Source organism: Desulfurobacteriaceae bacterium, from assembly GCA_039832905.1.
Classification (GTDB): domain Bacteria; phylum Aquificota; class Aquificia; order Desulfurobacteriales; family Desulfurobacteriaceae; genus Desulfurobacterium.
The window spans coordinates 1-20,482 of record JBDOLX010000033.1; the positions used below are offsets into that span (position 1 = coordinate 1).

Consider the following 20,482-nt stretch of genomic DNA (forward strand, 5'->3'; position numbering starts at 1 on the left):
ATGTAATAAATTTAGGTTCCTTCACAGAACTCATATAAATTTCAGGATGTTCTTTTAAGTAATGATAAAGAGAAGTTGTTCCTGATTTTGCTGCACCGACTATTAAAAAATTCGGAAGTTTTCCCATATTACACCTCACGCTAAAATTGTCTTGAAGAGATCTTTCCTTTTTTTCCATAAAAGAACAAGTCTGAAAAGCAAGACTAAGCTTTCTGTAATTATAACAGCGAGTGCTGCTCCCAAAGCACTAAAGATTTTGACCAATAAAATTAATAATGGAATATGAAACATTGAAGGATAGATTATGCTTAAAGTAAAAACTCTTCTTAATCTAAAGTTAAGCAGAATCTGCTGTCCTATGATAGCAGAAATCATAGTTATAGTTGGAATTATTGAAAGCACCTGGAGAACTAAGATTGAAGGGAGAAACTCATTACCAAAAAGGGAAGAAATTAAGGGATTGGCAAGAAAAACTATCAAACCACTTACTATGATTCCTCCCGTCATAGACAGTTTGATTTCTTTCTTTACATACTCCAATGCTTCTTCTTTTCTATTAGTAACAAGTCTTGAAACGAACGGATACATAACTTGCAAAATTATATTATAGAAGTTCCTAACGATATTAATAAGCTTTTCAGCAACTGAATAGTAGCTAACTACAGTATTGCTTGTCAGAAGACCAAGAATAAAAACATTTGATACTGTATAGAAGCTTATACTGATTCTAGAAATGAATATATATCCTCCCTCTTTCAGATGATGAATTAAAGCAAGTTTATTTGGAATAATAAACTTTATTTTGAAATCTCTTAATATTATTATGACAGATAGAATACCTACTACAAGAAAGCCTAAAGAGTTAATCATTGGTACATAAATGTAATCAGAAACTTTATGAACAAAGATGAAAATAGAAATAGTAAAAATTAGTCTAGCAACGATATTTAAAAATGTAATATACTTCATTCTTTCCATTCCCTGAAAAAACCACACCGGAAATAGGATCTGTCCAACTACTGTTCCAAAAGTCAGATAATAAATCAACCAATCCTTCTTAAACTTATCAAAAGAAAAAACAATGATTGTCATTATTATGAAAGACAAGATAAGTAAAGCAAATTTTATAATCATTACCGAACTAAATATTTCAGAAATCTTTTCTTTATCCTTCCTGTGTATGGAAATTTCTCTTGTAGCCGATAAGTTAAATCCATAATCTGTCAGGATATTGAAATACTGAATAAACGCCTGTGCAAACGCTATAAGTCCAAACTTTTCAGGTCCTAAAACTCTTACAAGATAAGGCAAAGTAATTAAAGGAAGAATATAGTTAACCCCTTGAAGAATTGACAAGGAAAGAAAGTTCTCTAAGAGTCTCTTTTTATCAGAGTCAAGTTTTTTGAGAAATTCCATTCAGCAAACCCTTAGCAATATCCAAATTTCTGAACGTAACGATAAATTTTTTCGGCAATTTCTATTAGCATTCGGCTTTTCTTTACTACCTCTTCTATTCTATCCTTTAAACGTTCCTCTAAGTATTCATGTGCCAGTTCGTTCCTTAAATCCTTCATTTCGATGAGAATATTGTAATCTTCCACAAATCCTCTCTTTTCAGCCCTTATTACAATGTCAAGTTTCCTATGGGTTTCTTCAAGTTCAAGATAGTCTAAGCTTCTTAACACTTTGTTAATTAAGATATCAACTGCTCTGGAATATCTATTCATTAACGTTTCTATTATTTCAAGCTGTTCTTCTGTAAGTTTCTCAAAGTTCTCAATACATTCTATTCGTTGCAGAGACCTTTTTAGCCAGTAAATACTTTTGTTAAAAAGCTTAAAATTCTCATAGAAGATTTCTTTTCTTTCCTCAGTGTTCATAATTTTACCCCATACTTATAAGCAACTTTTGTGAAAATGTTAACAGAAGGATCAGGCGTAATAATAAGATCAATTTTTCTATCGCCAAGTTCCTTAAAAAGTTTTACTCTTATCTTTCTTCTATCCTCAAAGTTGATTTTGGAAGAAACAACTAAAAGATCTATATCTCCACCTCTTTTGTTTAAATCTGTTCTACTACCGAAAAGAACTATTTTGGCTTCCGGATCAAAAGGTAAAATGGCATTTTTTATCTTCTCAATTTCTTCTTTTGTTAATCGCACCTTCTTTTTCTGCGCCTTCATTGTTAACAATTTCCTAATCCTTCATAAATTTCCTCTCTGCTAAACTTCCAATTTCTTGTATCAATCTGAACCTTATCAATTAGAAGGATTTCCTTAATATCTTCTATGTTATTTTTTCCCTTTCTTGAGCTGTATTTTGAGCCGTACTTTTCTAGCAAAAACTCATAAAAATCAATCAATTCCCTTCTTGCATCTTCGGGTAATAATGTAAGGTCTATCTTTTCCATTAACTGCATATTAAACCTCCACCCTTTTCACAGTTTTACAATCTTCATGGCTTCTACGATATTAACAACTTCTTGAGTCTTTCTCCTTAAATGGATTAACAATCCTTAATTTATCTTCAATCACTTGTCCGTTTTGCATATCTTCTGTGTATAGAATGGAACATTGGTTTTCCAAGGCAGAAGCAACTATTAAGCTATCCCAAAAAGACAGACAATAGGGTTGTCTTATCCGATTAGATAGTAAGTAGGTGTTTAAAGTCACAGTTGTTATTTGGAAAATTGCTATTATATTTTCCTGAATTATTCTAATAGCTGTCGCGTCTGATAAGTTAAATTTCCTGATAAAGTTCCAATGGCATTCATTTATTACCTGAACTGATGCATAAATGGCTTTTTCTTGCGCTACTATACTTTCAAGTAAAGATAATGAAATCTCCCTTTTTTCTTTGTTATCTTCCACTTTGCTTTCTGTTAAAGCGTAAATCCATATGTTAGTGTCCACAAATACTCTATCTTTCATAAATTTCCTCTCTTCGGGCGATTCGTGAGTAAGATGCTACTTTTACAGGAGAACAAAACCCTCTGGGTAATGTTTTGTGTTTTCGTTCTTTTATCCTATATTTTTGAAGAAGAAACTCATAAAAATCAATCAATTCCCTTCTTGCTTCTTCAGGTAATAATGTAAGGTCTATCTTTTCCATCAACTGCATGTTAAACCTCCTAAAATTCCTTTTGCTACCTTCAAGCTTGGTGATGAATCACCATTATTTACCGGTTGCCCACTCTATTAATATATCTGCCACTTCCGGTCTAGAAAACTCTTTCGGTGGTCTTTTACCTTCCCTAAGCATAGATCTAACTTTCGTTCCACTTAGGTGGATGTGGTATTCCTTGGAATGAGGGCAAGTTTTTGACGTTGCCATGTTTTCACATTTTGTGCAATAGAAAGCGTGATCAAATTTTAGAGGTCTAATGCCGAGTTCGTCAATAAACTGGTCAACGAATTCTTGAGCTTCGTAAGTTCCGTAATAATTTCCAACGCCAGCGTGGTCTCTGCCAATTATCATATGGGTGCATCCATAGTTCTTGCGCATAATCATGTGGTGGACAGCTTCTCTGGGACCTGCGTAGTGCATTGGAGCCGGAAGAACGCTTAAGTGAATTTTATTCTTGTTAAAGTAATTTTCTATGAGGACCTCGTAACACTTCATTCTTACAGGAGCTGGGATGTCATCCTTTTTCGTCTCTCCGACAAGGGGATGTATTAAAGCTCCATCCATAGTCTCAAGGGCACACTTGATTATATACTCGTGAGCTCTGTGAATGGGGTTTCTCGTTTGGAAAGCAACAACTCTTTTCCAGCCCTTTTCTTTTATCACAGATCTAACTTCAGCAGGATCCTGATAGTAATGTTCCGGAATACCTTCCCTAAGAGGTCTGTTAATTAAACGAACAAGTTCTCCTCCAATAAAGAAATTACCGGCGCTTTTGACAAACGCAACACCGGGGTGGTTTTCATCGTTCGTTTTAAAGACGTTTTGACAGTAAAAATCAAGGTCAAGGGTATACTTGTCTTCAACCACAACTATCGCAATTGGTCTACCTGTTTTATCGTAAACTGCAACTTCGTCGCCTACTTTAAGGCTTTTCCATAAATCTTCCTCTACAGGAAGAACTATAGGTATTGACCAAAGTAGACCATTTGGAAGATGAATATCCCTGATAACCGATTCAGCCTCTTCTTTTGTCATAAAGCCTTTAAGAGGTGAGTAGCCGCCAATAGCTATCATCTCGCAATGTCCAACATATCTATCACCTGCGATTATTTTAGGAAATGTTTCTGCTTTTTTGAGGAGTTCTTCTCTTTCTTCACAAGATGCAAGTCTGTTAATTAGTTCTCCGCCGTGGGGTTCTATCATGTTTCCTCCATTTCTTTAGATCAATTCTTTTTCTTTTAGGTAGGAGATAATTTTATAGGCACACTCATCTACCGTCATCTTGTCAGTTTCAACCACGATTTCTGGATTCTCCGGTTCTTCATATGGATCGTCTATTCCAGTAAAGTTCTTTATTATCCCTGCACGGACTTTCTTGTATAAGCCTTTTGGGTCCCTCTGCTCGCAAGTCTCTAAAGGACACTTAACGTAGACTTCAATAAAGTCGCCATCATTCACTAAATTTCTTACAAATTCCCTATCACTTCTATAAGGAGAAATAAAAGCAGTAAGTACAGCTATTCCTGCGTCAATAAAGAGTTTCGCTACTTCACCTATCCTGCGGATATTTTCTCTTCTATCTTCTTCTGAGAAACCAAGGTCTTTGTTAAGTCCCATTCTTATGTTATCGCCATCAAGAACGTAAGTATGAACACCTTGTTCGTATAGGAGCTCTTCTACTCTATGGGCAAGCGTGGATTTTCCAGAGCCAGAAAGTCCTGTAAACCAGAGAATAAAGGATTTATGACCTTTCATTCTTTCTCTGTCTTTTCTTGAGATTTTACCAGTATGGGGAATTATAAATTTCTTCTCCTTTTCCATACTTCCCTCTCCTAAATTAAAGGAAAAAGATTTTTAGAAGTAGAATTGTAAGAAACATATAAGAAAGTGCAAGAGGAAAGCCTACTCTTACAAAGTCAGAGAAACGGTAATTTCCGGCACTGTAGACCATAAGGTTGGTTTGGTATCCGATGGGAGTTAGAAAACTTGCGGAAGCAGCAAAGGCTACTGCTAAGACAAACGCTTTGGGATTAACAGAAAAGTGTTCTGCTACAGACAAAGCTATTGGAAAGGAGATAGAAGCTGCTGCAATGTTTGTTACGAATTCTGTTAAGAGGTTCGTAATTAAGTAAACCATAAGAAGAGCAAAGGTAACACCGAGAGGTTCAACGAGGTTTATCAAATTACTTGCAAGAAAATCGGCAAGTCCTGTTTTCACCATAGCATGGCCAAGGGCAATTGAAAGAGCAGCTATGATTGCCAAGTTAAGGTCAATATTTTTACGTATTTCCCCATAGGTTGTGACTTTTAAGACAATCAAAAGTGAAAGTAAGAGTAAGAGACCGTTAAAGAGAGAAATAACACCAAAGGATGCAAGGATCACTGTAAGTACAAACAAGAAAAGAACAACTATTCCATACCTTTCATTTTCTTTATCCAGTTCTGTTACCTTTGTCATTACATAGATATCATCACTATCTGATACTCTCTTCCAAAAGTCCCTACCAGCTAAGATAAGAAGCAGGTCTCCAGGTTTAAGTATTATTTCTCCTACTTTACCTGAGAGCTTTTCACCATTCCTGTGAACTGCGAGAATAACTGCATCGTATTTAGCTCTGAAGTCAGTATCCTTTACCTTTTTTCCTGAAAGGGAAGAGTTGTGAGAAACTACAGCTTCTATGATTTCCAACGCTTTTCCTGTATCAATAGAACAAGCACGTGGAAGTTTTAACCCCCATTCTCCCTTGACAAGCTCAACTATTTTTTCTGTTTCTCCAACAAAAATGAGTACATCTCCCTTTTCTATTATGTCCTCAGGAGATACAGGTAGAATTCTCTCCTTACCTCGGACTATCTCTGCAAGAAACAGTCCTTTTAGATTTCTAAGCCTTGCTTCCTGTACTGTTTTTCCAGCTACAGGAGAGTTATGAGGAACAACTGTTTCGATGATGTATTCGCGCTTTTTCTCGTAAAAACTTTTAAGCGCATCCTTTCTCTCAGGAAGAATCCTACCTCCAATGAAGTACATATAGGTTATTCCCAGTAAAATGGCAGGAACACCTACAAGTGCAAAGTCAATCATACGAAGGGAGGGATAACCGGCCTCAATGTATAGAGCGTTAACTACTAAATTAGTAGAGGTACCTATGAGAGTAGCAGTTCCTCCCAGAATTGCAGCGTAGGATAGTGGAATTAAGAGTTTAGATGGAGAGATTTTCTTCTTCCTTCCCCAATTGTAAACGTAAGGAATCAGCGTAGCAACAACAGGAGTATTATTTAGAAAAGAAGATAGGAAAGATGTAAATACCATAAGCCTTAAAATGAATTTCTCGTAAGAGAGGTTTTCAGAAACAATCTTTTTAAACAGAAGGGCTGTCGTCTTAAACTTCTTTAGGACTGATGTTACAACAAGCAGTAGGACTATTACGGCTACTTGAGGATTCGAAAAGCCTTGGAGTGCTTCTTTGGGTTCTAAAATACCAAACAGGACAAGAAGCGTGATAACTATCATAAAGGCTGCTGCTGGGTGGAAGAGTTCCTTATAAAGAGCAAAGAGGAGGAAAAAGAGTAAGGTTGCTAGAACAAGGGAATCAAAGCTCATAACCTTTTCTTAAAGCAATGAAGTATGGATTGAGTAGATTCTCTTTGTTATATCTCAAAGGATTCCATTCAGTATCAAGTACTTTTCCGCCAGAGAACTCTACGATCGCCTGTCCCGCAGCGGTATCCCATTCCATAGTCGGAGCAAACCGAGGATAAATGTCTGCTTTCCCTTCTGCTACTAAACACAGTTTAAGAGAGCTTCCTTTAGAAACTGTTTTAATCTCTTTTTCAAAGAAAATTTTCTCGATAAATACTTTTGTTTCTTCTGACATATGGGATCTTGAAGCAACTACCACGATGTAATCTCTATCAGCTGCTGTGTCTTCTGGATTTAGAACCTTAGATTCTCCAAGTGTACCATCGTCTTTAACGTGAACTTTCACCGAACCTGTACTTTCAGAAGCGTAGTAGATCTCTCCGAGAGCAGGAGCGTACACAACACCTAAGACAGGTCTATTCCCTTTTACAAGAGCTATGTTTACTGTAAATTCTCCATTTCTTTTTAGAAATTCCTTTGTTCCGTCAAGTGGGTCCACCATCCAGAAAATTTCCCAGTTCTTCCTCTCTTGGTAAGAAATAGCTTTTCCTTCTTCAGAAAGAATTGGTAAGCTACATTCAGAAAGAAGTTCTTTTATTACTTGGTGTGCTCTTCTGTCAGCCAACGTGAGAGGTGAAGTATCTGCTTTTTCAATTACTTGAAAGTTTCCATTTCTGTAAATCTCTAAGATTTCTTTCCCAGCTTGAAGAGCTGCTTTTATTGCTGTATCTAAAAGTTCTTTATTCATTAATGATCCTCTTCTTACTCTTAGTTTATTTATTTTACCATTTCAATTCCTACCTTGGATTTGCCTAAAGCAACCTTTCTCTCTTCAAAATTTCGCTAAACTTTTCATTCTCCTTAGTAAACTCTCTTGCTATACTTAAAAGTTTTCTAAACTTCCCTAACCTTTTTAGGTTCCATTTTTCTTTCAAGTTCTTCTAAAGTCTACCTTTTGATGGTCGGATATTATTGTCTTCCTATCCCAAATAAAAAGAACCTTTCCATAGGTTTCTTCCATCCTAATTTCTTCTCCTTTTAACCTCTCTCTAAGACTAAGATTATACCATCAACAATTTCTACTTCCTCAATTCCAATCTGTAATAAACCATCTTCTTCCTTTCTCAGCTACCATTACTTTCTTATCAAAGGTTGTGTACCAAATTACTTTCTTTACACCAGCATCAAGTAGATCCTGCGTCTTTTCTCTTGCATAGTTCATAAAATCGCCATATTTGCGTAAATCTGCCTTTGTATCTATCTCTATAACAACCTCTGGAGAAGTTTTTGCATACCTTTCATTAATATCTTCTTTTAAGATCTTTTCTCTGTCAAAGATAGCTATATCCAAGTTTCTCCACGTCCTTGGTGCCCACTGAAAACCTGCTTCGTTGGTAGCAACTATATACTTTTTACTATCCAGCTTCTGATAAAGAAAGTTAAGTAACACACTTATAATCCACCATTGCAATTTACTACTACCCATAACTTCTTCCAGAGTCTTCTCCCCCCTAAGGACTTTATCGTAATCCCTGTAATAAATTGGCTTTCCATTCCTCATTCATAGATGAGTTCTTTTGGAACTCCCCTTCTTTTCTTTTGACTACCTTTTTGCTTATCTACTAAAGATGCTTTCATTGTCTACCTCTGAATTAAGTTTTCTAGGCTATACTTTAAGATAATTTCACAACTTACCATCCACAAGAAAAGTCAATTTCAACGTAAAAGATTTAACATATCTTTATGTTAACATTCACTTGAAATTCCGTAGGGAGAGTTAGGTCATGGATAAAAGAAAGGTAGAAAAGTTCTTAAAGGATTTAATAGGAGAAGATAAAGTTAAATCCTCTTTAGATTGGAGAATAACTTATTCCTACGATGGAACTCCAACTGGAAGTAAAGGTATTCCAGACTTTGTAGTTTTTCCCGAAAATGAAAAGGATGTTTCAAAGATTCTTTCTTTTGCCAATGAAGAAAGAATTCCAATTTATCCAAGAGGAGCGGGTTCTGGACTTACGGGTGGAGCAGATCCATTTGACGGAGGAATCGTAATTTCAACGGAGAAAATGAATAGGATCTTAGAAATAGATGAGGACAATCTTGCTGTTCTTACAGAACCTGGAGTAGTTACCTATAACCTTCAGAAGGAAGTAGAAAAAAGAGGTCTTTTCTATCCCCCCGACCCTTCAAGCTATAAATACTCAACCATTGGTGGAAATATAGCAGAGAACGCTGGTGGCCCAAGATGTGTAAAGTATGGGGTAACCAAAGATTACGTTATGCAGCTTGAAGTTGTCTTTGCAGATGGAACAATCGCAAATGTAGGTTCAAAAGCAGTAAAGTCTGTTGCCGGCTATAACCTTAAGGATTTAATCGTTGGCTCTGAAGGAACACTTGCTTTCATTACGAAAGCTTACTTAAAACTCATTCCCAAACCTGAAGCTGTAAGAACTGCAATGGCAATATTTCCAAAGGTTGAACAGGCTGCCCAAGCCGTTGCAGATATGTTCAAAGCTAAAGTAATTCCGACAGCTTGCGAGTTTATGGATAAAAACTCAATAGTAGCAGTTGAAAACTACGCAAAAATTGGACTTCCAACTTACGCTGAGGGATTGCTCATCATTGAAGTTGACGGATACGAAAGTGTAGTAGATGAACTTATAAACAGGGCAATAGAGGTTTGTAAAAAGGCTGGAGCAGTAGAGGTAAAGACCGCTAAGACAGAAAAAGAAAGAGAAGCCATATGGCACGCGAGACGATCCCTTTCTCCAGCTATTGTTCGTCTCAAACCCAAGAAAATCAACGAGGATGTGGTAGTTCCAAGAAGTAGAATTCCCGATTTAATTAAAAATGTTTACAAAATTGCCGATAAATATAACCTGATGGTTGTTAACTTCGGACACGCAGGAGATGGAAACATACACGTTAACTTTATGTACGAGCCAGAGGAAGAAGAAAGGGTAGAACAAGCCGTGAGGGAAGTGTTTTTACTTACTCTAGAACTTGAAGGTTCTGTTTCTGGTGAACACGGAATTGGTTGGATGAAAAAGGAATTTTTGCCTTTAGAGGCAAAGGAAGCATTAAAAGTTATGAAAGCTATAAAGAAGGCTTTAGATCCTAATAACATACTTAACCCAGGAAAAATATTTGACTTAGACTAAAAAAGAGAGGGCTGAGTATGGATATAGCTACCCTCATAGGTATAGGTGCTGCTTTTCTACTTATAATCGCTTCTATTGTCATTGGAGGAAGTCCCGGAGCCTTTATCAACATCCCGTCGCTATTAATTACAGTCGGTGGAGGACTTTCCGCAGCCCTTGCAGGATTTCCCCTGGGAGAGTTTATAAACGGTCTTAAAGCTTTCTTAAAAGCCCTTAATCCCGGAATTCCAAACCCTATTGAAACTATAGATTTCCTCACAGATATAGCTAAAAAAGCAAGAAAGGAGGGTATCTTAGCTCTTGAATCTGATATAGACAACTTCTACAGTAAAGACCCATTCCTCGGCGACATAATGAGAATGTTGATTGACGGCCTTGAGATAGATGAGATAAAAAGTACAGCTGAAAGTGCAATGGCACAAGCAGAACAGAAGTTATCCACAGAAGTAGCAGTATGGGAGTCCCTTGGAGATCTTTTCCCAGCTTTTGGTATGATAGGAACGCTTATAGGGCTTATCCAGATGCTTCAAAACCTTTCCGACCCGTCAGCCCTTGGTCCAGGTATGGCAGTTGCTATGATTACAACTTTATATGGTGCTATCTTGGCTAATGCTCTATGTATTCCAATCGCAAAGAAGTTAAAGTACTATAAAGATTTAAAACTTCTTTACTTAGAAGCCTACCTTTTAACAGCTGAAGCTATAGAGAAAGGTATTAACCCTAACATACTAAAACAAAAACTTGCCGGACTCCTCGGCGTTGAAGTTAAAGAGGGATAATGGCAAGGAGGAAAAAGGAGGAGTGTAAGACTCCTCCAGCGTGGTTAACAAGTTTCGGCGATTTGATGTCACTACTACTAACATTCTTTATCCTTCTTTATTCCATGAGTACTATTTCCCTTGAAAAGTTCTATCAAGCCATAAGAGGAATTATTGAAGCTTTTGGAGGTCATTACGTAATTTCAGAAGAAAAAGTAATAAAAGGAAAAAGAATTCCAATTCAGTTTCCTGATATGTATCCAAAACTCCGATCAAGAAAAGAAATAGAACAAAAACTCTTAGAAATAAAAAGAATGCTAAAAAGATTTGGAATAAATGCTGAAATAGCAAAGTTTGGAAGTAGTATCAGGTTAAGGATAAATACCGATAAGCTTTTTCCTCCAGGAAGTGATAAACCCTACAAAGAAGCTATTCCTTTAATTATGGAAGTTTGTAGAAAACTAAAAGAGTTAGAACTTCCAATTACTATAGAAGGTCATACAGACAGTATTCCGATACGAACAAAACGTTTTCCTTCCAACTGGGAACTTTCTGCTGCAAGAGCAACGGCAACGCTAAGACTTTTTATACAGTGTGGATACAACCCTAAAAAGCTTTCTGCAGCTGGCTGTGGTCCTTACAGACCAATAGCCTCAAATAAGACTCCTCAAGGAAGAGCTAAAAACAGGAGAATAGAACTTGTTATTCATCTACCTAGATAAGTGATGGATAAGGAAAATGGCTAGACGTAAAAAAGAAGAGTGTAAAGCGGCTCCGGCGTGGCTTACAAGTTTTAGTGACCTTATGTCCCTTTTACTAACCTTTTTTATTCTCCTTTATTCAATGAGTACTCTTGATGTGACTAAGGCAATAAAGTTTTTATCTTACTTTCAGGGAGAAAAGGCTAAAAGTTTTGAAAAAATTTCTGTAGTTAAGCCGATAAAAATCTATACAACGGATCTAGCAAAAAAGATTAGACGTATCATTCAAAGAATACTCCCAATACACGGATACCAGATTGTAGTAACCGAGGAATATGTCCTAATAAGACTATTTGACAAAGTACTGTTTAAACCTAACTCATTTAAGCTAACTAAAGATGCCCAAAGGGCACTCAAAGAAATTGCCAAGGTTATAAAAGAACTTCCAGGAAATTTTAGAGTAAGGATAGAAGGTCACACAAGCTTAGACGAACCACAACGGTTTCTACCTTACATTCACGACGATTGGGACTTATCAATAAGAAGAGCTGTTACAGTTGCAAAATACTTAGTATCTAAAGGGGTTGACCCCAAAAAAGTAGAAGCTGTTGGTTATGGAAGTTCAAGACCTCTTTATACTTGGAAAAATCCTATCTTGCAAGCAAGAAATAGAAGAGTTGAGATCTTTTTAGAAGTTGCAAATCCAAGAGAGTTTGAAAAAGTAGAAGTGGAGAGAAAGGAGAAGATACCAAAACAGAAAACTAAGCAACAACCTTAGTTTAAAAAGGCATCAAGTTTCTTTCTGGTAGCGTATTCTTTCATTTTCTTTTTAGCACGAGCTTCTAGCTGTCTAACCCTTTCACGGCTAATGCCAAGTTTCTCACCAATTTCCCTCAAAGTCTTTGGTTCATTTCCATCAAGTCCAAATCTCATTATTATTATCTTCTTTTCTTGTGGAGTAAGTTGTTCAAGCATCTCTTGAATGCTTTGTTTTAACTCTTCTTGAACAACCTTTTCTTCTACCTCAGCAGTTCCTTCGCCTTTTAAGAAATCTTTAAACGTAGTATCTTCCTCATCACCAATAGGAGTATCAAGAGAAAGAGGCACTTGGCATACTGTTAATAGCCTTTCTATTTCTTTTGGGTCCATTCCGACGTATTCAGCAAGTTCTTCAGTAGTAGGTTCTCTACCAAGCTTTTTAAGTAGTTCCCCGTAAGAACGGGTAATTTTGTTAACAAGAACTGCCTGCTTAACAGGTATCTTTACTGCTCCAGTCTGCTGGGCAAGAGCTTGCATAATAGACTGCCTTATCCACCAAACAGCGTAGGATATGAACTTAACCCCTTTATCAGGATCAAACCTCCTTGCTGCTTCTATTAATCCAAGTATTCCTTCTGCAATAAGGTCGTGGAGAGGAAGTCCACAACCTAAGTACTTCTTAGCAACGCTTACAACAAACCTTAAGTTTGATTCAACAAGTTTCTTGAGAGCTTCCTTGTCTCCCTTCTTTGCCCTCTTTGCAAGTTCTATCTCCTCTTCCCTTGTAAGGAGAGGAATTTTCGCTATGGACTTTAAAAATGCGTCCAAGGAATCCTTATCTGGAACAAAAGATTCTATGAGGGACGGATCAATCTGCTGGCTAAAAAGATCCATCCCTTCCGTGAATTCTTCATCAAAACCTTCTAAAGTTTCGTCTAAATTAAAGTTCTCTTCATCCTCAAACAAAAATTCTCTTTCTTCCATGCCCCACTCCTATTCTTCAGGATTTAGAACTAAGTAAAGAACCCTCTCTCCTCTAACAACTTTTAGGAGAATTCCTGAACTACCAGCATCTTTAAGTATGCTGAGTAGGTCCTCAACACTTTTTAAAGTCTTCATTCTACGAGGAGAAACACCCGCTTTGACAATAACGTCTCCCTCTCTTAAACCGGCATCATCAGCAGAAGAACCAGGTTTTACGGAAGTTACGATTACACCGTGCTTAATCCACTTAGGAATTCCTAAACGCTTTCTAAGCTCATCAGAAAGTTCTTGCACGGAGAAACCAAATTTAGAAACTAAATCTTCAATTGCAACCTGTTTAGAACCTGGCATTTCACCAATTTTAACGGTAACTACCTTAAGTCTACCATCTCTTATGATCTTAACCTTTACCTTCTCACCAGGTCTTGTATTTATAACCTTTAACTGAAGGTCGGAAACGTTCTTAACAGGCTCACCGTTAAACTCAACTATCACATCTCCACTTCTAAGACCGCTTTTTTCCGCTGAACTATCCTTCATAACTTTTGTAATAAGAACTCCTTCCTTTACACCAAACTTTTTAGCTATTTCTGGAGATAGATCTTCGATGTAAACGCCAAGCCATCCTCTAACAACTTTTCCATACTTTAGTAAGTCTTCCATTACCTTTTTAGCAATGTTTATTGGGACGGCAAAACCAAGTCCTTGAGCGTTTCTAACGATTGCTGTATTTATCCCGATAACCCTTCCGTATATATCACATAAAGGTCCACCACTGTTTCCAGGATTTATTGCTGCATCGGTCTGAATAAAATTCTCAATGGGATTGAGTCCTAAGCCGTGTCTTCCTTTGGCAGAAACGATTCCGTGGGTAACAGTCCAATCAAGTCCGTAAGGGTTTCCAACAGCTATAACAAACTCACCTACTTTTATTTTATCGGAGTCTCCAAGCTCAACCGTCGGCACTTTCTTATTTCCAACTTTAATTTTTATAAGGGCAACGTCCGTTTTTGGATCTTTTCCTACAACTTTTGCTTTATACACTGAACCATCACTAAGCTTTACTTTTATCTTCGTTGCTTTGTCTATAACGTGATTGTTTGTCAAAATGTAAGCCCATCCGTTTTTGACCTTGACGATGAATCCTGACCCAAGAGACCTTGTCTTAAAGGAGTCAGGGAATCCATCAAAAGGAAATGGAATTCCAAAATGATCAAAGAAATCTCTAAACTCTGGTGGAATTGGTGGATGACGAAACTTTACTTCTGAAACAGTGCTTATGTTAACAACAGCTGGTTTTACCTTTTCAGCAACACTTTCAAAGACCTTTTGAAGACTTTCGACAGTTTGGTAATCCTTTTCTGTCGGTTTGACCTTACCAAAGACCGATGACGACGATATAACACTTAAGAATGCCACAGTCAAAGACACCCTCTTTAGAAGTTGTCTTGTGTTCATCGCACTCCTCCTTTTCTTAGTTGTTATCTGCTAAGACAATCTTCTTTACAAGTTTTTCACTTAAAACTCTCTTTGCTCCAATGAAACGTTTTCTAAAGTAACGATCGTTCAAAGAAGAGATTGCAAGTCCATGGTACATAGAGGAAAAGTGGACAAACTTTCCGTTACCTATGTAAATACCAACGTGGGAAGGGAACCTTGCATAAGTTCTAAAAAACACAAGATCTCCAACCTTTAACTCCCTTTTTGAGACAGGAATTCCTACGTTAAACTGTGCCCTTGCAGTTCTTGGTAAAGCTATTCCAAGTTTCTTGTAAACATACATAGTAAATGAGGAACAATCTAAACCATACTTAGGATTCATTCCTCCAAATATGTAAGAAGTGTTCTTCAGATCTTTAAAAATATCTGCCAACCTTTTAAGAAGAGCACTTTTGTATTCTGGTTCGTTCAAGATCGATAAGCTCCAGTTATCGTATGGAACACTTAAAGGAGTAGAGAGGGCATCAGCCAATCTTTCGCCCTCTTTCATAACAATATCGGTAATGGGATAAATAGAAGAGGAGTATTGCTTAGCTTTCTCTTTCGAAACTTCGTAGGATTTCTTCTCAACGAAAGAGATGGTATAACCACTTTTCTTGGGCTTTTTCCACCTACTTGGAACGATAAGTCTTTGTCCCGGATAGATTATGTTGCTTCTTAGACCGTTTAGTCTCTTTATCTTCCTAACAGTCGTCTTGAACTTTTTGGCTATTTTAGCAAGAGAGTCTCCCTTTTTAACTATATAAAGGTCTGCAAATGAAGGGGAAGTAGAAAGTATTATGCTAAAAGCAATGAATAGCACTCTCTTCACTGTTGGCTCCCAAAAAGCTTGTTAGGTTTCTATTTTATCATTCTCTTCCTGAAGCTGGCTTTGAACGAACCTATAGTAGTTAAACAATCCGTCTATTGTTCCGTTCTGAATATTAGAAATAAGCTCCTCAAAGAGCTGGAACGCCTCCTTTTTAAACTCAACAATTGGATCTTTCTGTCCGTATCCTCTCCAGCCAATACTCTCTTTTACGTGATCAAGGGCTAAAAGGTGCTGTCTCCAGTAGTGGTCGAGGGTCTGAAGCATAATCATTCTTTCCACTTCCCGCAGAGTTTTCTCTCCAACAATCTCTTCAAGTTTTTCGTACTCTTCCTTAAGTTTACTAAAGATCAGTTTCACAAGCTTTTCCCTATCATCAGTAGCGTCAGGAACGTTTAGGCTCATAAGTTCTTCAAAAGAAGTTGGAATATCAAACTCAAAACCAAACCTTGCTTCTAGAGATTTCTTAAGACCTTCCAAATCCCATTCATCTGGTAAGACGTTCTCAGGAGCAAAGCTTTCAACCATTTCCCAAGCTGTTTCTTCCATAAAGTGAAGAATGTCTTCTTTAAAGTTTTCCTCCTCAAGGAGCTTATTTCTCTGTTCATAAATAACTTTCCTTTGAACGTTGTAAACTTCATCATACTCAAGAAGTCTCTTTCTTATCTGGAAGTTCTGTTGTTCAACCCTTCTTTGGGCATTCTCAAGAGCTTTTGAAACCATCTTGTGGGTTATGGGTTCATCTTCAGGAATATTCATCATGTCCATCATTCTCTTTATTCTGTCTGAACCAAAAAGTCTAAGAAGATTATCCTCTAAGGATAAGAAGAACCTCGTTTCACCCGGATCTCCCTGTCTTCCTGCACGACCACGAAGCTGGTTATCTATACGACGGGATTCGTTCCTTTCAGTACCAATTACGTAAAGTCCCCCGAGCTCTATTACTTTCTTTTTCTCTTTTTCAGTTATTTTCTTGTATTTCTCCAAGGTCTCTCTGTAGATTTCCTGATACTTTTCCTCTCCTACCTTTTCAGGAGTAATTCCTTTTTCCCTTAGTTCCTTCTTAGCTAAGAATTCTGGATTACCTCCCAGAAGAATGTCCGTTCCACGACCTGCCATGTTTGTAGCAATAGTTACAGCGTGAAGTCTTCCAGCTTGAGCAACAATTTCAGCCTCTTTTTCGTGGTGCTTAGCGTTCAGAACTTGGTGGGGAATTCCTTTTTTCTTTAAAAGCCTTGAAAGATATTCAGAAGCTTCAATTGAGTTTGTTCCAACAAGAACGGGTCTTCCAACCTTATAGTTTTTCTCTATCTCTTTAACAACTGCATTGTATTTTGCCCTCATTGTTTTAAAGATTAGGTCTGGATGGTCAATCCTTTGGACAGGTCTGTTGGTTGGAATTACAACAACGTCAAGTCCATAGATTTCTTTCAGTTCTGCTGCTTCTGTCTCTGCTGTTCCTGTCATACCAGCAAGTTTTGTATAGAGTCTAAAATAGTTTTGGAGAGTAATTGTTGCTAAAGTTTGGTTTTCAGCCTCTATCTTTACCCCTTCTTTAGCTTCTACAGCTTGATGAAGACCATCACTCCAACGACGTCCCGGCATTATTCTTCCTGTAAACTCATCAACGATAACCACTTTTCCATCTTTAACTACATAATCAACGTCCTTCTTAAATAGATGGTGTGCTCTTAATGACTGAATTATTGCGTGGAGAAGGTCAGAAAACTTCGGATCGTAGAGATTAAAATCTTTTATTCCGGTCATACTGCTAACAATCTCTTCAACTTTTCTTATTCCCTCGTCGGTTAGAACAGCCGTTTTTGTTTTTTCGTCAACTTGGAAGTGCTTATCTTTCTTAAGTTGTCTAACGATAGCATCAGCAACGTAGTAAACATCAACATTTTCTTCAGAAGGTCCAGAAATAATTAAAGGAGTCCTTGCTTCATCTATCAAAATTGAGTCAGCTTCGTCAACGATAGCGTAGAAAAGTCCCCTTTGAACTCTTTCTTCCTTTGAAAAAGCCATGTTGTCTCTTAGGTAATCAAAGCCAAACTCACTGTTTGTTCCGTAGGTGATGTCTCTTTTGTACATTTCCTTTCTTTTTTCTTTTTCCATATCGTTCTGTAAATAGCCAACGGTAAGACCAAGGTAGTTGTAAACTGGTCCCATCCACTCTGCGTCTCTTTTGGCAAGGTAGTCGTTTACTGTAACAACGTGAACTCCTTTTCCTGCAAGGGCATTAAGGTAAACAGGAAGGGTTGCAACAAGAGTTTTACCTTCACCAGTTCTCATTTCTGCAATTTTCCCTTGGTGGAGAACAATTCCTCCCATTAATTGAACGTCATAGTGGCGCATTCCAAGGGTTCTTTTTGCAGCCTCCCTTACAGCAGCAAATGCTTCAGGAAGTATTTTGTCCATGTACTTAAACTTTTCCTTATCATCTTCAATTTTTGAAAGTTCCTCTTTCCACTTATTAGTCAAAGCCTGAAGGTCTTCTTTTGACTTTTTCTCAAACTCTTTTTCAAGATCATTTATCTTCTCAACTATAGGCTTTAATTTCTTTATCTCCCTTTCGTTTTTGCTTCCAAAAATCTTTGTAAGAATTGTATTGAGCATTTCCTTGCCCCCTTAAACTTTAAACATTATCAACGTAGCAAAAACTACACTATTGAAAGGTGAAAGTCAAATCAACTTTACATGAGAAACTGACAGCCCTAAATTTCTTATTCGGACTTTTTCCCAATTCCTTTTCCCCGGAGTCTGCCTATGAAAAAGGGATTTAGGGACATAGAAGAATACTTTCTACGGGCTGAGGCGAAAGTTTTAAAGGAGAGACCAAGAAAAACCCGTGATCAACAAACTTTGAAGAAAGAGAATCTCTTAAATCAGATAAAAAATCTAAATGAAAAGCTTAAAGGAAAGGACAGGAAAATAAAAGAGCTTTACAGTGAAATTTCGGCTTTAAGAAACAGAATAGAAGAGCTTAAGAAGGAGAAAGAAAACTTTCAGGTTCAACAAAAAGAGCTGAAAAAACTTGAAGATTATAAAAACAGGATAGATTCCTTAGTTGAGGAAGTGGCTAAACTCAAAAGCGAACTTGCTGAGAAAGAAAGGAAAATAGAATCTTTGCAGTCTATGGAAGTACCTAAACCAAGAGTAGAGCTATTTATTGAAATTGCACTAAACTCTCTTTCAAACCTGGTAGCGGGAAAAAACAACATAAAGATCCTTTTCTCCAAGAGATTTAGAAAAGATATGGTTAGAGAAGTATCTTTTAAACCTTTTCTTTTTGAAAGTTTTATTTATGCTCTTTCAAGAATTGATTCAACTTCAAGACTTTTAAAAAGGGATAAAAAGGACATTTACAGAATAAGAGTAACTTCTCCCTACGGAGAATTTAGAGCTATCTATACAAAAATCTCAGGAGATACTATTAAGTTCCACAGGTTTGGCCCAAGAGAAACAATATACGAAGAACTTAACAGTTCTAAATGGAGCCTTGATTGATAAGAGAACTTAGAGAAGTTGAAAAGTTTTTAACTTTAACAGAAGAAGAGAAAGAAAGTTTTAAAAAGGTTGTTCCTATTTATCCTTTCTCTTCTTCACCTTATTACTTAAACTTAGCGAAAAATAGCACAGCTATTAAAAGAATGATCTTACCTGACATTAGAGAAATTGATGAAGATGTTCAGCTTTTTGGCGAAGATGATCCTTTGTGGGAAGAAAAAGATAAAAAAACTCCTTTTTTAACCCACAGATATAAGGATAGAGTTTTAATAGTAACGACCAACTATTGTCCTGTTTTATGTCGCTTTTGCATGAGGAAGAGAAATTGGAAAAAACCTACGTTTTTTATAGATGAAAAGGAGATAGACAAAGTCGTAGAATACATAAAGAAAACCCCTCAAGTTAGAGATGTTTTAATCTCAGGAGGAGAACCTCTATTCTTACCACTTGAAAAGTTAGAAAAACTTTTGCTTTCTCTAAAAAAAATCGATCATATTGAAGTTGTTAGGATAGGAACGAGACTCCTTGTTGTTGAACCAGAAAGACTTTTAAATGACGATCTTCTAAAAGTTTTAGAAAAAGCAGAAAAGGTTTGGATAAACACTCATTTCAACCATCCAGAAGAGATAACAGAACTTTCTAAAGAAGCCGTAAAAAGGGTTCTAAAAGCAGGAATTCCTGTAAACAATCAAACAGTTTTACTAAAAGATGTTAACGATAACGTTGAAACGTTGGAGAAACTTTTTAGAGAACTCCAAAAGATAAAGGTTAGACCCTACTACCTTTTTCACTGCGACCCTGTAAAGGGGGTCATGCACTTTTCCACTTCTATAACAAGAGGGTTGGAAATTATAGAAGAACTTTTTAAGAGAATTTCCCCCCTTGCTATTCCCTATTATGCTGTTGACGGTCCAAAAGGTTTAGGAAAAGTTCCTCTATTTCCCCAAAGATTTAAAAAAGAAAGCAACTATTACATTTTTAAAAGTTTTAAGGGGAAAATCTTTAAAATGCCGGATAGATAAGTTGTCAAACCCTGAATAAAGACTATATTTTTCCTTTGCATGGAGGGGTGCCCGAGCCTGGTTGAAGGGGCACGATTGGAAATCGTGTGTACCCCGAAAAGGGGTACCGCGGGTTCGAATCCCGCCCCCTCCGCCATTTTAGTTAGTTGAATGGTTGAATAGGTGAAGAGCTAAAGTTTCCTACTTTTCCTAATATCCTTAATTTAACCACTTAGCCATTACAACTAACTCGATGAACTCAATATGCCGGGTCCTCCACAACGCCCGGATGGTGAACCCCGCCAGGCCCGGAAGGGAGCAACGGTAAGCCTGAAGGGCGTGTGTGGTAAGGGTCCGGCTCTAAATATCTCTATCCTCACTAAGAATAAAGGAAAGGGCCTTAGCTACATTCTCAACAATGGGAATTACCTGGGAATAGTCCATTCTCTTTGGCCCTATAATACCAACAATACCACTATTCCTGAAACCTACTTGGAATTTTCCAAGAACAAAACAGAAAGGTTCAAAAGTTTCT

At 37.1% G+C, this 20,482-nt stretch carries 23 protein-coding genes, 1 tRNA gene and 1 other RNA gene; 8 read left to right on the forward strand and 17 right to left on the reverse strand.

Annotated elements, in window-relative coordinates:
* From ABGX27_02310 to ABGX27_02370, 13 genes are all read right to left on the reverse strand, one after another.
* Positions 1-127: sulfotransferase (locus tag ABGX27_02310; GenBank protein ID MEO2068329.1), on the reverse strand; the 127-nt coding region annotated here is incomplete at its 3' end.
* Between the two features lie 8 nt (positions 128-135).
* Positions 136-1,416, reverse strand: a complete 1,281-nt coding sequence (locus ABGX27_02315; GenBank protein ID MEO2068330.1) for a flippase — start codon at positions 1,414-1,416, stop codon at positions 136-138.
* An 11-nt stretch (positions 1,417-1,427) separates the two neighbouring features.
* On the reverse strand, positions 1,428-1,880 hold the full coding sequence (locus ABGX27_02320; GenBank protein MEO2068331.1) for a hypothetical protein: 453 nt from the start codon (positions 1,878-1,880) through the stop codon (positions 1,428-1,430).
* On the reverse strand, positions 1,877-2,182 hold the full coding sequence (locus ABGX27_02325) for a nucleotidyltransferase domain-containing protein (protein MEO2068332.1): 306 nt from the start codon (positions 2,180-2,182) through the stop codon (positions 1,877-1,879). Before ABGX27_02325 ends, ABGX27_02320 begins: the two co-directional genes overlap by 4 nt.
* Before the next feature lie 2 nt (positions 2,183-2,184).
* Complete coding sequence (locus tag ABGX27_02330) at positions 2,185-2,409, reverse strand: hypothetical protein (GenBank protein MEO2068333.1); 225 nt, start codon at positions 2,407-2,409, stop codon at positions 2,185-2,187.
* A 61-nt stretch (positions 2,410-2,470) separates the two neighbouring features.
* Positions 2,471-2,929 carry a PIN domain-containing protein gene (locus ABGX27_02335; GenBank protein MEO2068334.1) on the reverse strand — a complete coding sequence of 153 codons (459 nt, stop codon included), beginning with the start codon at positions 2,927-2,929 and terminating at the stop codon, positions 2,471-2,473.
* Positions 2,919-3,119 (reverse strand): DUF2281 domain-containing protein, encoded by a 201-nt coding sequence (locus tag ABGX27_02340; GenBank protein ID MEO2068335.1) that lies wholly within the window; start codon positions 3,117-3,119, stop codon positions 2,919-2,921. The genes ABGX27_02335 and ABGX27_02340 overlap by 11 nt, the downstream gene beginning before the upstream one ends.
* Before the next feature lie 54 nt (positions 3,120-3,173).
* Complete coding sequence (gene sat, locus ABGX27_02345) at positions 3,174-4,328, reverse strand: sulfate adenylyltransferase (GenBank protein ID MEO2068336.1); 1,155 nt, start codon at positions 4,326-4,328, stop codon at positions 3,174-3,176.
* Between the two features lie 15 nt (positions 4,329-4,343).
* Entirely contained in the window at positions 4,344-4,946 is a 603-nt protein-coding gene (gene cysC, locus ABGX27_02350) for an adenylyl-sulfate kinase (protein ID MEO2068337.1), read from the reverse strand.
* 16 nt (positions 4,947-4,962) lie between these two features.
* Positions 4,963-6,726 (reverse strand): SLC13 family permease, encoded by a 1,764-nt coding sequence (locus ABGX27_02355; protein MEO2068338.1) that lies wholly within the window; start codon positions 6,724-6,726, stop codon positions 4,963-4,965.
* Positions 6,716-7,513 (reverse strand): 3'(2'),5'-bisphosphate nucleotidase CysQ, encoded by a 798-nt coding sequence (gene cysQ, locus ABGX27_02360; GenBank protein MEO2068339.1) that lies wholly within the window; start codon positions 7,511-7,513, stop codon positions 6,716-6,718. The genes ABGX27_02355 and cysQ overlap by 11 nt, the downstream gene beginning before the upstream one ends.
* Before the next feature lie 64 nt (positions 7,514-7,577).
* The gene (locus ABGX27_02365; GenBank protein MEO2068340.1) at positions 7,578-7,700 is read right to left on the reverse strand and encodes a hypothetical protein; all 123 of its coding nucleotides are present in this window, start codon (positions 7,698-7,700) and stop codon (positions 7,578-7,580) included.
* Positions 7,701-7,852: 152 nt separating this feature from the next.
* Complete coding sequence (locus ABGX27_02370; protein ID MEO2068341.1) at positions 7,853-8,326, reverse strand: Uma2 family endonuclease; 474 nt, start codon at positions 8,324-8,326, stop codon at positions 7,853-7,855.
* Positions 8,327-8,549: 223 nt separating this feature from the next.
* Between ABGX27_02370 and ABGX27_02375 the strand changes: the two genes are divergently transcribed.
* Genes ABGX27_02375 through ABGX27_02390 form a run of 4 tightly spaced genes read left to right on the forward strand, consistent with a single transcriptional unit; the run spans position 8,550 to position 12,163 of the window.
* Positions 8,550-9,926 carry an FAD-linked oxidase C-terminal domain-containing protein gene (locus ABGX27_02375; protein ID MEO2068342.1) on the forward strand — a complete coding sequence of 459 codons (1,377 nt, stop codon included), beginning with the start codon at positions 8,550-8,552 and terminating at the stop codon, positions 9,924-9,926.
* A 17-nt stretch (positions 9,927-9,943) separates the two neighbouring features.
* Positions 9,944-10,705, forward strand: a complete 762-nt coding sequence (locus ABGX27_02380) for a MotA/TolQ/ExbB proton channel family protein (GenBank protein MEO2068343.1) — start codon at positions 9,944-9,946, stop codon at positions 10,703-10,705.
* Positions 10,705-11,406, forward strand: coding sequence for a flagellar motor protein MotB (locus tag ABGX27_02385; GenBank protein MEO2068344.1), 702 nt, complete (start codon positions 10,705-10,707; stop codon positions 11,404-11,406). Before ABGX27_02380 ends, ABGX27_02385 begins: the two co-directional genes overlap by 1 nt.
* A 16-nt stretch (positions 11,407-11,422) precedes the next feature.
* The gene (locus ABGX27_02390; protein MEO2068345.1) at positions 11,423-12,163 is read left to right on the forward strand and encodes a flagellar motor protein MotB; all 741 of its coding nucleotides are present in this window, start codon (positions 11,423-11,425) and stop codon (positions 12,161-12,163) included.
* Here ABGX27_02390 and ABGX27_02395 read toward each other — a convergent pair.
* Genes ABGX27_02395 through secA form a run of 4 tightly spaced genes read right to left on the reverse strand, consistent with a single transcriptional unit; the run spans position 12,160 to position 18,055 of the window.
* Positions 12,160-13,128, reverse strand: a complete 969-nt coding sequence (locus ABGX27_02395) for an RNA polymerase sigma factor RpoD/SigA (GenBank protein ID MEO2068346.1) — start codon at positions 13,126-13,128, stop codon at positions 12,160-12,162. The genes ABGX27_02390 and ABGX27_02395 overlap by 4 nt on opposite strands.
* Before the next feature lie 9 nt (positions 13,129-13,137).
* Positions 13,138-14,586 (reverse strand): DegQ family serine endoprotease, encoded by a 1,449-nt coding sequence (locus ABGX27_02400; GenBank protein MEO2068347.1) that lies wholly within the window; start codon positions 14,584-14,586, stop codon positions 13,138-13,140.
* Positions 14,587-14,602: 16 nt separating this feature from the next.
* Positions 14,603-15,439 (reverse strand): NlpC/P60 family protein, encoded by an 837-nt coding sequence (locus tag ABGX27_02405; GenBank protein MEO2068348.1) that lies wholly within the window; start codon positions 15,437-15,439, stop codon positions 14,603-14,605.
* Between the two features lie 21 nt (positions 15,440-15,460).
* Positions 15,461-18,055, reverse strand: coding sequence for a preprotein translocase subunit SecA (secA, locus tag ABGX27_02410; protein ID MEO2068349.1), 2,595 nt, complete (start codon positions 18,053-18,055; stop codon positions 15,461-15,463).
* Between the two features lie 150 nt (positions 18,056-18,205).
* Between secA and ABGX27_02415 the strand changes: the two genes are divergently transcribed.
* From ABGX27_02415 to ffs, 4 genes are all read left to right on the forward strand, one after another.
* A complete protein-coding gene (locus tag ABGX27_02415; protein MEO2068350.1) occupies positions 18,206-18,946 on the forward strand; it encodes a hypothetical protein in 741 nt (246 codons plus the stop codon).
* Positions 18,943-19,968, forward strand: coding sequence for a KamA family radical SAM protein (locus ABGX27_02420; GenBank protein ID MEO2068351.1), 1,026 nt, complete (start codon positions 18,943-18,945; stop codon positions 19,966-19,968). Before ABGX27_02415 ends, ABGX27_02420 begins: the two co-directional genes overlap by 4 nt.
* Before the next feature lie 41 nt (positions 19,969-20,009).
* A tRNA-Ser gene (locus ABGX27_02425) sits at positions 20,010-20,104 on the forward strand.
* Between the two features lie 108 nt (positions 20,105-20,212).
* Positions 20,213-20,310: signal recognition particle sRNA small type (ffs, locus tag ABGX27_02430), an RNA gene on the forward strand.
* The last annotated feature ends 172 nt before the right edge of the window (positions 20,311-20,482 follow it).